Raw genomic sequence first — 15,411 nt, 5'->3', positions numbered from 1 at the left:
TAAACTTGTAAAAGCTGTTCATTTTCAGCTGAATTTGTTATAAAATATATTAAGTTACGATTTTAATATTAATATTTCTCAAAGCGCCATCCAGTATCAATAATATTTCCTATATTTGTATTGTCTCTCAATAGTGAGGGGCTATACTTAACCGGTATTAACCTTTTATAAATAGTAAGTAATATGAATGCGTTGCAATTTCAGAAAAAATTATTGAGCATGCAAGAAAACATGATGAATTTTGCACTGATGCTCACCGCAAATCGGGATGACGCCCAGGATTTGATGCAAGACACAACGCTGAAGGTTTTAGACAATCAGGAAAAGTTTGTTGACAATATTAATTTTAAAGGCTGGGTCTTGACCGTAATGCGTAATATCTTTATAAACAATTATCATAAAATTGTTCGTACGCAAACCGTTGTTGATCAGGGTGTTGATTTGTATAATTTGGACGTCGTGAATGATTCGGGATTTGATTCTCCGGACGGAGCTTATCAGATTCAGGAAATCACAAAAGCCATTAATGGATTGAATGATGAATTGAAAGTTCCTTTTTCCATGTTTTTAAGTGGCTATAAATATAATGAGATTGCTGAAAAATTGAATGTACCACTGGGAACGGTAAAGAGCCGTATCTTCTTTGCCCGCCAGGAGTTGCAGAAAGTTTTGAAGGATTTTCGCCTGAGTTAGTGGTTAATATTCTAATAAACAAGTTAATAAAAAGAAGAGGCTTTCGGTTGAAGGCCTCTTCTTTTTTAATATATAGATGATAAAAATGACATATTAATGAATAAATCCGTACTTTTGCCGCAAAATACTAAAACACAATGAGAAGTTTTGCAAGCGATAACAATTCGGGCGTCCATCCATTAGTAATGGAGGCTGTGATAAAAGCAAATGAGGATCACGCAATCGGATATGGCGACGACCCCTGGACAAGTGCCGCAGTGGCAAAGATTAAAAGTATATTTGGTGAAGAGGCCTCTCCGTTCTTTGTTTTTAACGGTACCGGTGCAAATTCGGTGGCTTTACAGGCTGTGACGCGTCCTTTCAACAGTATTTTGTGTGCTGAAACGGCACATATTAATGTAGACGAATGCGGAGCTCCGGCCCGGATGACCGGCTGTGCGGTTGTTACTATTCCGACAACCGACGGCAAACTTACTCCCGAATTGATAAAACCGCGTTTGCATAACTTCGGCGTTTGCCATCATTCCCAACCGAAAGCTGTTTATATCTCCCAGGTATCTGAACTGGGAACGGTCTATACGGTAGAAGAAGTGAAAGCCATTGCCGATTTGTTGCATGCTCACAATATGTATCTGCACATGGACGGTGCCCGTCTGGCAAATGCCTGTGCATATCTGAATTGTTCCATGAAACAGGTGACGGTAGATGCCGGTGTGGATATCCTAAGTTTTGGGGGGACCAAAAACGGAATGATGATGGGGGAGGCTGTCGTTTCCTTCCGTCCTGAGATCACGGAGAATTTGCAGTATTACCGGAAGCAATCGGCTCAGTTGGCCTCCAAGTTGCGTTATCTGTCTGCACAGTTTATTCCTTATCTTGAAAACAACCTCTGGCTTGAAAATGCGATGAAAGCCAATATCAGTGCAGCTAAACTGGCTGAAGCACTCAAACAATATCCGCAGATACAGTTTACGCAAAAGGTTGAAACCAATCAGATATTTTTCACCATCCCGGCAGAACCGCTGAAGAAATTGCAGGACCGTTATTTTTTCTATATGTGGAACGAAGATAATAACGAGGCCCGCCTGGTTACTTCGTGGGATACGACCGGTGAAGATATTGCACAGTTCGAACAGGACTTGAAAGAAATAATGGGAGAATAATTTCGGGATATTTAGAACATTTTCGTTTTTTCTACCATCCCTTTAGAGAAAAGAGGTAGGTGTAAATGAATTTAGAGGTACGTCTAAATCGATTTACACCTACCTCTAAATGAAATTAGACCTACCTCTAAAGGGAAAATCATTCCTTTTTCTTACTTTTGTCCTCTGTTAATCACTAAATAATAAACAGATGAGACACGGGAGTAGGTTCATGGCGATACTTTTTATGTTACTGCCATTATGTAATCTTTATTCACAGGAGAAAGGGACAAGGGAGGATAACACCTTGCGTATCATGAGTTATAATATCCGTAACGGTAGAGGATTGGATAATGTCTCCAATATTCAACGTACGGCTGATGTAATCAATAAGGTGCGTCCGAATGTTGTCGCTGTTCAGGAAGTGGACAGTGTAACGGGGAGAAGCGGCCAGACCGACATCTTGCGTGTATTGGCTGATAAGACGCTTATGTTTCCCGTTTATGCTCCCGCAATAAATTATGACGGCGGTAAATACGGCATTGGGATGCTGAGTAAAGAGAAACCGCTTAGTTACCGTTATTTGGCTCTTCCGGGAAGAGAGGAAGAACGTGCTTTGCTGATTGTTGAATTTGAGAAATATATTTATTGCTGTACCCACCTGTCGCTGACAGGGGAAGATCGTCTGGCCTCCTTGGATATCATCCGTAAGGAAGCGGCAAAAGCCAATAAGCCTTTATTCATTGCCGGCGATTTCAATGCTCATCCTGATTCGGAAGTCATACAGGAGGTTCAAAAGGATTTCGTTATCCTGACAAACACCAAGCAACCGACTTTCCCGGCCGACGAACCTACGGAAACAATCGATTATATCGCTGCTTATGCCAAGGACACAACGGCATTTACCCGCCTTTCTACTTATGTTGTGAATGAGCCGGTTGCCTCCGATCATCGTCCGATTGTAGCGGAGATTGCTTTTATGCAGCCTGCCGCGCAGATATTCCGTACGGAACCTTATTTGCAGAACCCGATAGGAAACGGTATCACGGTTATGTGGCAGACAACAGTGCCTGCTTATAGTTGGGTAGAATACGGAACCGATAAGAACCAGTTGAAAAAAGCACGTACGATCGTGGACGGACAAGTTATTTGCAATGGCTTGCAAAATAAAGTAAGACTGAACGATCTGGAACCAGGCAAGACATATTATTATCGTGTTTGCTCACAGGAAATCATGCTTTATCAGGCCTATAAGAAAGTATTCGGTGAAACGGCTGTTTCCGATTTCCATTCATTCACCTTACCGGCTTCTTCCGATGCTGATTTTACAACTATTATCTTCAACGACCTGCACAAACATTCTGAGACATTACAAGCCCTATATAAACAAGTGAAGGATGTAGATTATGATTTCGTGATCTTTAATGGTGACTGCATCGATGATCCGAAAGATCATGACGAAGCGACTCATTTCCTTTCGGAGCTGAACGAGACTGTCGGTGCTGCTGATGTTCCTGTTTTTTATCTGCGTGGTAACCACGAGATTAGAAATGCTTATTCAATCGGGCTGCGCAGCTTGTTCGATTATGTAGGTGATAAAACATATGGAGCATTCAACTGGGGTGATACCCGTATCGTTATGCTCGACTGTGGCGAAGACAAACCGGATGACCACTGGGTATATTATGGCTTGAATGATTTTTCGGCTTTGCGCGAAGCACAGGTCGGTTTCCTGAAAGAAGAACTGGCCTCGAAACCTTTCAAACAGGCGGCAAAACGTGTCTTGATTCATCATGTACCTATTTATGGTAAAGATGTGGATCGTTATAATCCGTGTTTGGAGTTATGGGGAGGTCTGCTGGCAAAAGCACCGTTTAATATTTGTATCAATGCACATACCCATCGCCATGCCTATTATCCGAAAGGTACTGCCAACGGCAATAACTTCCCCGTTATGGTGGGAGGAGGATACCGGATGGACGGTGCCACAGTGATGGTCCTTCAGAAGAAAGGAAATGACATTGCGTGTATTGAATGCCAAAGGCGAAACCTTGCAGGATTTGAAACTGTAATAGAATATATCAATATATAAAGTAAAGATGAAGATTAACACAGAGGAGTTAGAAGAGACTATTATCCCGGTAAAAGAAACAGATTTGATTTATGGCATCGATGACCGTCCACCTTTAAAGGAAACGTTATTTGCCGCTTTGCAGCATTTATTAGCCATTTTTGTCGCAATCATTACTCCGCCTTTGATTATTGCGGGGGCATTGAAACTGGATCTCGAAACAACCGGTTTTTTGGTGTCGATGGCTCTTTTTGCTTCCGGTGTGTCGACCTTCATACAATGTAAGCGGATCGGTCCGGTAGGGGCAGGGTTGCTCTGTATACAGGGGACGAGTTTTTCTTTTATCGGACCGATCATCTCTGCCGGCCTGGCTGGCGGATTGCCGCTTATCTTTGGTGTTTGTATGGCTGCCGCTCCGGTCGAGATGATTATCAGCCGTACATTTAAGTATATGCGTTCCATCATTACACCGTTGGTTTCCGGTATCGTTGTCTTGTTGATTGGTTTGAGCTTGATTAAAGTGGGGGTTGTCTCCTGCGGAGGTGGCTTTGCAGCGATGGATAACGGAACGTTCGGTAGTTTGGAGAATCTGGGAGTGGCGGCGACGGTGTTGTTGAGCGTCCTGTTCTTCAACCGTTGTAAGAATAAATACTTGCGGATGAGTTCGATTGTTCTTGGGCTGTGTATCGGTTACGGACTTTCTTTTGCTTTGGGAATGGTGGACATGAGCGCTGCCGCTTCACAAAATCTGAGCGGATTCAATATTCCGGTGCCTTTTAAGTATGGGTTGGATTTTAATATATCTTCCTTTATTGCCATTGGGCTGGTCTACCTGATTACTGCGATCGAGGCGACCGGCGATGTCACTGCCAATTCCCTGATTTCCGGTAAATCGATTGAAGGAGAGGGGTATCTGAAGCGTGTATCCGGCGGTGTGTTGGCTGACGGCGTGAATTCTTTCGTCGCAGGTGTCTTTAATTCGTTTCCAAACTCTATCTTTGCACAAAATAACGGGATTATCCAGTTGACAGGTGTTGCCAGCCGGTATGTAGGCTATTATATTGCCGGAATGTTGATCCTGTTGGGGTTATTTCCGGTTGTCGGGGTTATTTTTTCTTTGATGCCCGATCCGGTCCTTGGGGGAGCGACTTTATTGATGTTCGGTACGGTGGCTGCGGCCGGTATCCGTATTATTGCCGCACAGGAAATCAATCGGAAGGCTACACTGGTGCTGGCAGTCAGTTTGTCGTTGGGGCTCGGTGTCGAGTTGATGCCCGATATTCTGAAAACGGCTCCCGAAGCGATTAAAGGTATCTTTTCCTCAGGTATAACAACCGGCGGATTGACGGCTATCATAGCAAATGTTTTGATAAGAGTAAAGGAAGATCAAGTAGATAAAACAGAATAAAAACACATGGAATTACTTAAACAGCGTATTCTGCAAGATGGCAGATGTTATCCGGGAGGTATCCTGAAAGTCGATAGTTTTATTAACCATCAGATGGACCCGATGCTTCTGTATAAGGTTGCCGAAGAATTTATCAATCGTTTTAAAGGCGAACATATTAATAAGATTGTAACGATCGAAGCCAGCGGTATTGCTCCGGCTATTATGGTGGGATATATTTTGCAGTTACCGGTCGTATTTGTAAAGAAGAAGCAACCGAAGACGATGGAGAACATGCTGAGTACGGTAGTCCATTCTTTTACGAAAGACCGTGATTATACGGTTTGTATCAGTAATAACTTCCTGACGGCAGACGATCATATTCTTTTTATAGACGATTTCCTGGCTTTCGGTAATGCCGCCTTGGGAATGATCGATCTGGCAGAGCAGGCCGGTGCAACCATTTCCGGTATGGGCTTTATTATAGAAAAAGCCTTCCAGGATGGAGGAAAAGCCTTGCGTGAGTCGGGTATCCATGTGGAAAGCCTGGCCATTATCGACAATCTGGATGATTGTAAGATTACTATCCGCTAGAAAGAAACCAACTAATTGAGTAAAAATAATGAATGCAGAAGTAAAAGAAAGATTACTCGACAGGGTGAAGACAAACCCTTATGTAAATCATTTGGGGGTACAGTTCACTACTGTTGAAGATGGGATCGTTGAGGCGCGTATGCCTTTGCATGATGAACAACGCCAATATAGCGGCGTTATTCGTGGAGGTGTGTTAGCGGCTTTGGCAGATACGATAGCCGGTTTTGCTGCTTATACGATGACGCCGCTCGATAAAGACGTATTGACAGCTGAATTGAAAGTTTCCTTTTTAAGGGCTGTCTGGGGAAAGGAACTGATCGCGAGAGGAACAGTTATCAAACCGGGACGGCACGTTCATTTCAGTGAATGTGAGATTTATTGCGACGATAAACTGGTCAGCAAAGCATCCGGTACATTCAGTGTCGTGCAGCCCCAGGTGTAAAGTGAATATCATTTAGAGTGAAAAACGCAGGCAAGCTGTGTTTTTCATGATTGGCAGCTTCAGGATTTCCTCTTGCTGCCTTTTTTCTATACGGACGATAATGGCACGGTTGAAACCTCCGTGCCCGATAGCCAGGATACGTTTTCCCGGAAAGTTCGTTTGCAGGAATTGCAGAAACTCTCCGGCTCTTTTATATAAAGCCTCCACACTCTCCACACTTTCCGGCAGATTCTTGAAGTCCATTTCATTAGCCACTTTTCCGGTATAGATACCCCAATCCATTTCCCTGAGCAGCGGTGTCTGGACAGGCTCCAACCCTTTGCGACGGGCAACAGCCATAGCAGTGTCGTAACTCCGGGCCAGGTCGCTGCTGACAATTACATCTATTTCTTCCTCTTCCAGCAGGTCGGCCAACTGTTCCGCCTGTTGTTTGCCCAACTCAGACAGATGACCGGGCATCTGTCCCTGCATAATATGCAATTTATTCTCTTCCGTCTCTCCATGACGGCTTAATATAAGTGATATTGTCGCTTCCATATTTATATTGTCGGATATGAATGTTTCGAATATTATCAGATGTGAATGTTGCGTCGTTGGTAGGGGCGGTTCGCGAACGCCTTTACGGTGTCAATATAAGCCTGTAAGGCTTTAACAAACCAGCCCAGGGTTCCAACCCTGGGTTTATGAAAACTCGCTCCTGCCTTTCCGCCCTGTAGGGGCGGAACAAGATAAATATCAACCCTTTCTACCTTGTCGCACCCCTACAGGGTGCCTCTGGAAGAGAAGGATTCAAGGGGACCCAGGGTTAGAACCCTGGGCTAATTTGTTACAGGCCTACAGCTTGAAGACACCGTCGCCAACTGGCTCATCCTATAATTAGCAGATAGCTCAAATCTTTCTATAATTAATATCTTATTTATATTTAATCCATTTCACCATTTCCTTGATACTCGGTTTCTTGCCGTACATCAGGATACCTACACGGTATATCTTGGCGGATAACCAGACAATACCGATAGCAGAAGCATATAATAAGGAAACAGATAACAGCTTCTCCCACAAAGGTATTTCAAACGGAATACGTACCATCATAACGATCGGTGACGTGAATGGGATCATCGAACACCAGAAAGCCAACGGGCCATCCGGATTTTCCATACTGTAAATGCCGGCGTACAGCGCAAAGATCATAAAGATCGTAACAGGCGCCATAAACTGCTGTGTATCTTCCTGGCTGTCTACGGCCGAACCGATAGCCGCGAATATGGATGCATACAACATATAGCCGCCAATGAAATAGATAATAAAGGAAATACCGATCTCTGCGATATTGATCGAATTGATAATCCCCATAATCTCATTGCCTGAAGAAGATGCCAGCGCATTCGCATCCATCATCCCCATTTGAGGTCCGGCTTGTAGGGATGCCACATCGACTCCACCGGAGAACATAAAACCTCCTACGCTGACCAGTATGGTCGTGATAATACCCCATAGGAACACTTGTGTCAGTCCGACGAAGCCTATCCCGATGATCTTCCCCATCATCAGGTCGAACGGACGAACGGATGAGATCATCACCTCAATGATACGGTTGGTCTTTTCTTCCATAACCCCCTGCATCACCATTGCACCATACATCATAATAAACATATAGATAATGAACGTGAACACCATCCCGATGACGGAAGCGACGGTTGCCGATGAAGCACTTTCTTTTCCGTCTTCACTCCATTTTATGGTCTGTACGTTGAAATTGATTTTACTTTCCCGGATGATCTCTTTCAGGTTAGGGATATTGAAAGAGGCGAGTTTTTCGCTTTCCAACTGCTTGCTGAGTGTCTGGTTGACTAAACGGCTCAGTTCGGCCGGTACCTGTTTCTCCGAATATAGGGTTGCTGCTTTAGGATTGTTCAGCAAGTCGTCTGTGATACTCAGGAAGGCGAATACCTCCTTATCTCCCCCCTGACGATATTCGTCTAACGTTTTATCGCTGTGGATGAAATGAAAACTTTCGTTATTCTCGAACAACGAGGCATATTTCCCGGTCGTATCGATGATGGCAACATTACGTACTTCATCCCCTTTGATAGTCGATAGCCATAACGGTACGAATACCAGTGCGGCAAATAAAAACGGAGTCAGAAGCGTAAGCAGGATAAACGACTTTTTACTTACCCGGCGCAGATATTCTCTTTTGATAATAAGTCCTATTTTATTCATGCCTGTGTGGTGTTTGTGCCCGATACGGTGTTAATAAATATATCATTCATGGAGGGAAGTTCCTCGGCAAACGACAGGATTTCGACCTGCTCGGACAGAGTAGACAGTAAAGTGGAATTACTGATCCCGTCGGCTTTATGGATTTGCAGTTCGCGTATTCCGCTTTGTTCTTTTTCGGAAAGCAGCGTGAAGGTATCCGCCGGAGTGTTTGAAAGGACACTATCGGATGAGATACGTAATGTAAATGTATTGTTCCGGAAACGGTTTCTGACTTCCGCCACATTTCCCGATAATACCACTTGCGATTTATTAATCAGGGCTATGTTATCGCATATTTCTTCCACCGAAGCCATATTATGGGTAGAGAAAATGATCGTATGTCCTTTCTCTTTCAGTTCCAGGATTTCCTGTTTCAGTCTTTCCGCATTCACCGGATCGAAACCGCTGAACGGTTCGTCGAAGATAAGCAGTGACGGTTCGTGGATGACGGTAATGATGAACTGCACTTTCTGTTGCATTCCTTTCGATAACTCTTCCAGTTTCTTATTCCACCAGGGCATGATGTCGAACTTTTCAAACCAACGGGTCAGACGGGTCCGGGCTTCGGGATAAGACAACCCTTTCAGTTGGGCGAGGTAGATGGCCTGTTCGCCTACTTTCATCTTTTTATACAATCCCCGTTCTTCCGGGAGATAACCGATCTGGTAAATATCCTCCGGTCTCGATTCGCGTCCGTTGAAACGGACGGTGCCGCTGTCGGGGGCGGTGATGCGGTTGATGATACGAATCAGCGTGGTTTTTCCGGCACCGTTCGGTCCGAGTAACCCGAATATTTTCCCTTCGGGAACCTGTATGCTGACTTTGTTCAAGGCTAGATGACTGGCATATTGTTTAACCACATCTTCCGTTTCCAAAAAGTTCATAGGCAATAAGTTGTTGTTACATTTTTAATACGATACGTTCTCCCAATTCCTTACTCAATACGTTTTTTATTTCATTCAGGCGTGTGAGTTGTTTCATCAGCTCAAACACCTTATCTTCATTTCCTTGGGCATGCGCCTCTTTGATGCCCAGTTGTGTCTCCTTTATCTGCCGGAGGATATAAGCATCTTTCATCGCATATATTTCGCGGGTGACTAACTGGTCCAGTTTATCCTGTTCCTGTTCCAACTCGCGGTATTTGCTGTGATACTTGCTCAGTTGATACTTTTCGCTGATCAGGTTGGCGGCCAGTCGGCTTACGTTCGGGTCCGGATGGGCCAGGAAATAACGGCTGGCAATAAACCCCTCGGTCTTGCATTTGTCTGCGGCTTCGTCGAGCATGCTTTTAATGATCGGGGTATAGAAAGTCAGGTCGTCACGTTCCAGGTCGTAACGGATATATTCGGCCACACGCATCACGATATGTTCGTTTGTCTCCTCATCCACATAATCAAAAAGGATTTGTTCACCATACCGCACGATATATTTTAGCAACGTCAGTTCGTACACTTCGTAAGGTGAACGTTTCGGCTGAAATGTTTGTACTGGCTGTACCGGTTGAACCGTCTGTGGCGGTTCAGCTGGCGGATAATCGGGAGGCGGAACATCCATAGGCCCGGTTTCTTCCATCGGATATTCTTCCATCGGAGGTGGAGGAGGGGGCATGTTGTCGTCCGGCAACGGCATAGGATTATCCGTTGGCAGGAAACTGGTCTCTACCAGGGGCTGGTAACCGGGGAGATCCGGATATTCCGGTATCAGGCTCGCGGTGTTTGATATCGGAGGAGCGGCCTGTGGCTGTGCGTTCTGCCTTTCTTCCTTGCTTAACCGGATTTTATTGACTTCGTTCAGCAAGACCTGTTCGTCTATCTCCATCATGGCGCTGCATTCGCGGATATAGATGGAACGGGCAATATTATCGGGGATGATGGCTACCGTACGGATAATATCCGTAATCAGCGACGAGCGCTTGATCGGGTCGGTTCCCGCATCATCCAATAATAAACGGGTTTTGAAACGGATAAAGTCCGTTTCGCTCTGTTTGATAAATTCGGAAAACTGGCTGGCATTATGTTTACGGGCAAACGAGTCGGGGTCTTCGCCGTCCGGCAAGAGAACCACTTTCACATTCATCCCGTCTTCCAGCAACAGGTCGATACCGCGCAGGGCCGCTTTGATACCGGCCGCATCACCGTCATACAATACGGTTATATTACTGGTGAAACGATGTATAAGTCGTATCTGTCCCTGTGTAAGAGCCGTACCGGAGGAGGCGACCACATTCTCTATTCCTGCCTGGTGCATGGAGATTACATCGGTATAACCTTCCACCAGGAAACAACGGTCTTCCTTGACAATCGCCTGTTTGGCGAAATAGATACCGTAAAGCTCATTACTCTTATGGTAAATCTCACTTTCCGGAGAGTTGACATATTTGGCTGTTTTCTCGTCTTTCTTGAGCACACGGCCGCCAAAGGCTACGACTTTTCCGCTTAACGTATGTACCGGAAATATCACACGGCCACGAAAACGGTCATTGACCCCTCCGTTATCGTAGGCAATAACCAAACCGGTCTTTTCCAGAAACTCTTTCTTATAACCGTTTTTGGTAGCTTCCTTGTATAAAGCATCGCGCTTGTCGAGGCTGTAGCCCAACTGGAATTTGCGGATGGTGTCTTCGCGGAACCCACGTTCGGCAAAGTAGCGCAGTCCGATCGTTTTTCCTTCTACATGTTCGTATAGTTGGGTGGTGAAGTATTGCTGCGCCCAGCTATTGACGATCAGCATACTTTCGCGGTCGCTTTTCCTTTGCTTCTCCTTGTCGGTCAGCTCCCGTTCCTGTATCTCGATGTTATATTTCTTGGCTAGATAACGCAAGGCATCGAAATAGTTCAGTTGTTCATGCTTCATAATGAAGTGAACGGCCGTACCACCTTCGCCACAGGCAAAACACTTACATATATTTTTAGCCGGAGAGACGTAGAACGAGGGCGTTTTATCAGTATGAAAAGGACATAATCCTACATAGTTGATCCCTCGCTTGCGCAGGGTAACGAATTCTGAAACAACATCCACAATGTTTGCAGCGTCAAGTATCCGGTCTATGGTAGGTTGATCGATCATTTATTTCCTTCCTTAATATAATGGGTGACAAATGTAACGAATTTATTTGAAATGATATCATGCCTGTTTACAATCTGTATGAAAGATTAAAGGGAGGCAACTTCTTCTTCAAACTTCTCTTTGTCGAGCGCTTTGCTTCTCACTTTGCTGCGGTACGAATAAACGGTAGCCAGCGAATAACCCAGGAAATGGGCGATATTGCTGCTGTCGCTGATTCCCAGGCGGATCAGGGCGAAGATGCGTAACTCGGTGGATAATATTTCACCGGATTTAGGGCTTAGTTTTCCTTCTTCCGTCATCAGGGCGTTAAACGATTTGATGAAATGGGGGAATAGCTTCAGGAACGATTTATCGAACTCATTGTAGAAATTCTTCCGTTCATCCCGTATGAATTGCTCGGACTTGATTGTTTTGAATAAGTCGTCCAGTTTGGAGGCCATAGCCAGCTTTGCTAAAGAACGGCGGTAAGTATCCAGTTTATCCAGATAAATGACACATTGGTTCAGGTAAAGGGCAATGTACTCTTCCTTTATTTTACTGGCCTGGCTCAACTCTTTATTGATTTCCTGTAACTGCTCATTGGAGGCACTGACTGCTTTTCGCATGAGGGACAGTTTCTTCATCTGCCGGTACAGGTAGATGATCGTTACCAATAATAAGAAAGATAAAAAGCTCACACTAATCAGTAACGTGCGCGATATCTGTTTCTCTTTCTCGATTTTCAGTTTATACACTTTATCCACGATCGGGAAAAACTCTGTTACTTCTACAGAACGGAGACGGGCATTACAGGCAACGGCATCTTCCATCGAGCAACTCAGATATTTGTAGGCCCGTTCGATATCTCCCTTTTCAAACATCAGCAAGGCCAGTTTTTGCAAGGATATATATTCACGTTTAGCTTCTTTCAGGTCGGCTATGGCGGTTTGGGCCAGGTAATAGATTTGTTTTTCGGTGTCGCCTTTCTGGGCATAGCCTGCGACAGGTTGTATAACAGATAGACCAGTGACTCCCGGTTGTCCAAACCTTCCAACTCTTTATTTATCAGTTCGATTGCTTTATCCGCTTGTCCGTCTACGATCATTTTATCGGCCAGTACCACACTGTGGTCGAGCTGGTTGGTAGTGAGGGATAAGATGGAGTCGCGGTAGGCATTCGTTTTCTCGATATACTTGTGCCGTTCGTCGGTACGGGTGTAGTCTGCTATCCAACCATAGTAAGTACGACAGGTATAATAATAGTAAAGCAGGGTCTGGTTGTCCAGCTGATCCCGGCGTACTTGCTCCAGTTGAGCGGCTACTTCATTGTAAAGTCCCATGATTCCCAGTACTTCGGCTCTTGCGATCCATAAATCGTTCTCGTACTGTGGATTTTGGAGGGACGGAAGGAGTGCTTTCCTTTTTTCCAGATAATGCAAAGCTGAGTCGGCCTGGTAATGTAGGTAGATTCCGTACAGGGAACTGTACAGGTGATATTTTTCCTCTGGCGAAGAAGTGGTATGTGCCAGTTTCCGGATACTGTCTATCTCGTGTTCCCGCTGTTTGTGAAAGTTGGCTTTCATAGCGATGGTACGATCCAACTCTTTGAGCAGGGATTTGATCGTCGGCTCATCGCCGGATGCATGTGCCGGCAATATCGACAAAAGGAGTAGAAAAAGAGAATATATCGTGTTTTTCATGTTGTTGATTTGATTCATCTAGCGCAAAGATAGTGAAATACATTTGAAATACCTTCTAATACGTTTTGATTTTTTGCCTGGTTGAAATATGCTATAGTCTTGTATTACAGGTGAAAAGATGTTTTATGAGTTTTGATTTTTTTTCTAATGCGTTTTCCCGGTAATCCATCCCGCTACATTTGCATCGTTCACCAACAAATCATTCCATGAAAAAGATAATTGTAACCTTTGTATTATGTCTTGGCTTTTGCCTGCCTGTTTTGTCAGGCGTAAAAATACAGAAAGTGGAACCTGCTTTCTGGTGGTCGGGTATGAAGAATCCCGAACTGCAAATCCTATTATATGGTACGGATATCGCAACCGATAGTATATCGATAACAGCTTCCGATATTCGCGTGAAAGAGATCGTGAAGCTACAAAATCCGAATTACTTACTGCTTTATCTGGATCTGTCGGAAACTGCTCCGCAGCAATTCGACATTCAACTGACAAAGAACGGGGAACAAACAATCATCCCTTATCAGATAAAAGGGCGCGAGAAGGACTCGTCTGCCCGGGAAGGTTTCCATGCTTCAGACGTTTTATACCTGATCATGCCCGACCGTTTCGCCAATGGTGATCCGAAGAATGATGTTGTTCCCGGAATGCGCGAGTCGAAAGTGGATCGTACGGATATGTATGCCCGTCACGGAGGTGACCTGAAAGGGATAGCCGATCATTTGGATTATTTCTCCGATCTGGGTGTTACCGCCATCTGGCTGAATCCTATCCTGAAGAACGATATGGCCGAAGGTTCCTATCACGGGTATGCCATTACTGATTATTATGAAGTCGATCCTCGCTTCGGTGATAATGAAGAGTTTCGCCAACTGGTTAGTGCCGCCCATGATAAAGGTTTGAAGATCGTAATGGATATGATCTTTAACCACTGCGGAAGCGAACATTTCTTCTTTACCGATAAACCGTCCGATAACTGGTTTAACTTCCAGGATCATTTCGTGCAGACCGGTTACCAGACGATGCCGCAGGCCGACACCTACCGTTCTGATTACGACAAAGTTAAAAATATAGACGGCTGGTTCACACAGTCGATGCCCGACCTGAACCAACGCAACCGGCATGTTGCTTCTTACTTGATCCAGAACAGTATCTGGTGGATTGAATATGCCGGGATCAACGGTATCCGACAAGATACGCATCCGTATGCCGATTTCGATATGATGGCACGCTGGTGCAGGGCTGTCAATGCTGAATATCCCGATTTCAATATCGTAGGAGAGACGTGGATCGGAAATAATGTAGGTGTCTCTTTCTGGCAGAAGGACAGCAAAGTGGCTTATCCCCGGAACTCTTACCTGCCTTCGGTCATGGATTTTCCTTTGATGAATATCATGTCGTCGGCATTCGATGAAGAGACGAACAGCTGGGATAGGGGACTGGCACGTATCTATGATTACCTGACACAGGATATCGTGTATGCCGACCCGATGAATCTGTTGGTATTCCTTGACAACCACGATACCTCCCGTTTCTATAAAGTACCGCCTACAGGCGACCTGAACCGTTACAAACAGGCTTTGGCTTTCCTGCTGACCGTTCGTGGTATCCCGCAGATTTATTATGGCACCGAAATACTGATGGCTGCCGATAAAGCCGAAGGCGATGGTGTTCTGCGCCGTGACTTCCCTGGCGGATGGACAGGTGACAAGCAAAACGCATTTACTCCGGCCGGTCGCACCCCTCAGCAGAACGAAGCCTATACATATATAAGTAAGCTACTCAACTGGCGAAAAGGCAATGATGCGATAGCCAAAGGCTCGTTCAAACATTTTATTACGCAGAACGAAGTATACGTTTACGAACGTAAGTACGGAAATCATTCCGTTGTTGTTTTCCTGAACGGTTCTGATGCCGACCGCACGGTCGACCTGGCTTCTTATCAGGAAGTGCTTCCCGCCCGTCGGGCTTACGACCTGTTGAACGATCGGCAGATCGATTTGCAGACCTCTTTATCGTTGAAAGGTAAAGACGTGTTGATCCTTGAATTTGGAAAAGTTAATTAAATCATATAATAAC

At 44.9% G+C, this 15,411-nt stretch carries 10 protein-coding genes and 2 pseudogenes; 7 read left to right on the top strand and 5 right to left on the bottom strand.

The window, feature by feature from the left end; translation table 11 throughout:
• The first annotated feature begins 183 nt into the window (after positions 1-183).
• The 6 genes and pseudogenes from DXA15_RS18190 to DXA15_RS18165 all read left to right on the top strand — a co-directional run bounded on the left by DXA15_RS18190 (position 184) and on the right by DXA15_RS18165 (position 6,329).
• Entirely contained in the window at positions 184-693 is a 510-nt protein-coding gene (locus tag DXA15_RS18190; protein WP_128134961.1) for an RNA polymerase sigma factor, read from the top strand.
• Between the two features lie 137 nt (positions 694-830).
• On the top strand, positions 831-1,856 hold the full coding sequence (locus DXA15_RS18185; RefSeq protein ID WP_128134960.1) for a low specificity L-threonine aldolase: 1,026 nt from the start codon (positions 831-833) through the stop codon (positions 1,854-1,856).
• A gap of 226 nt (positions 1,857-2,082) precedes the next feature.
• Positions 2,083-3,907: pseudogene (locus DXA15_RS18180) on the top strand (endonuclease/exonuclease/phosphatase family protein).
• A gap of 27 nt (positions 3,908-3,934) precedes the next feature.
• Positions 3,935-5,314: a nucleobase:cation symporter-2 family protein gene (locus tag DXA15_RS18175; RefSeq protein WP_128134959.1), complete on the top strand. Its 1,380-nt coding sequence runs from the start codon at positions 3,935-3,937 to the stop codon at positions 5,312-5,314.
• Positions 5,315-5,320: 6 nt separating this feature from the next.
• Positions 5,321-5,887: a xanthine phosphoribosyltransferase gene (xpt, locus tag DXA15_RS18170; protein WP_007657631.1), complete on the top strand. Its 567-nt coding sequence runs from the start codon at positions 5,321-5,323 to the stop codon at positions 5,885-5,887.
• A 28-nt stretch (positions 5,888-5,915) separates the two neighbouring features.
• Complete coding sequence (locus tag DXA15_RS18165) at positions 5,916-6,329, top strand: PaaI family thioesterase (RefSeq protein WP_128134958.1); 414 nt, start codon at positions 5,916-5,918, stop codon at positions 6,327-6,329.
• Between the two features lie 12 nt (positions 6,330-6,341).
• On the opposite strand, the gene DXA15_RS18160 is transcribed toward DXA15_RS18165, so the two are convergent.
• The 5 genes and pseudogenes from DXA15_RS18160 to DXA15_RS18140 all read right to left on the bottom strand — a co-directional run bounded on the left by DXA15_RS18160 (position 6,342) and on the right by DXA15_RS18140 (position 13,335).
• Complete coding sequence (locus DXA15_RS18160) at positions 6,342-6,866, bottom strand: histidine phosphatase family protein (RefSeq protein ID WP_128134957.1); 525 nt, start codon at positions 6,864-6,866, stop codon at positions 6,342-6,344.
• A 375-nt stretch (positions 6,867-7,241) separates the two neighbouring features.
• A complete protein-coding gene (locus DXA15_RS18155; RefSeq protein WP_128134956.1) occupies positions 7,242-8,552 on the bottom strand; it encodes an ABC transporter permease in 1,311 nt (436 codons plus the stop codon).
• Positions 8,549-9,475, bottom strand: coding sequence for an ABC transporter ATP-binding protein (locus tag DXA15_RS18150; protein ID WP_128134955.1), 927 nt, complete (start codon positions 9,473-9,475; stop codon positions 8,549-8,551). Before DXA15_RS18150 ends, DXA15_RS18155 begins: the two co-directional genes overlap by 4 nt.
• A 16-nt stretch (positions 9,476-9,491) precedes the next feature.
• Positions 9,492-11,657 carry a DNA primase gene (gene dnaG, locus DXA15_RS18145; RefSeq protein ID WP_128134954.1) on the bottom strand — a complete coding sequence of 722 codons (2,166 nt, stop codon included), beginning with the start codon at positions 11,655-11,657 and terminating at the stop codon, positions 9,492-9,494.
• 86 nt (positions 11,658-11,743) lie between these two features.
• Positions 11,744-13,335, bottom strand: a pseudogene (locus tag DXA15_RS18140) (DUF6377 domain-containing protein).
• 206 nt (positions 13,336-13,541) lie between these two features.
• Here DXA15_RS18140 and DXA15_RS18135 point away from each other — a divergent pair.
• On the top strand, positions 13,542-15,398 hold the full coding sequence (locus DXA15_RS18135; RefSeq protein WP_128134953.1) for a glycoside hydrolase family 13 protein: 1,857 nt from the start codon (positions 13,542-13,544) through the stop codon (positions 15,396-15,398).
• The last annotated feature ends 13 nt before the right edge of the window (positions 15,399-15,411 follow it).

This window comes from Parabacteroides sp. AM58-2XD, assembly GCF_003463685.1.
Lineage (GTDB): Bacteria > Bacteroidota > Bacteroidia > Bacteroidales > Tannerellaceae > Parabacteroides > Parabacteroides segnis.
This window is presented reverse-complemented; position numbering and strand designations above follow the sequence as displayed.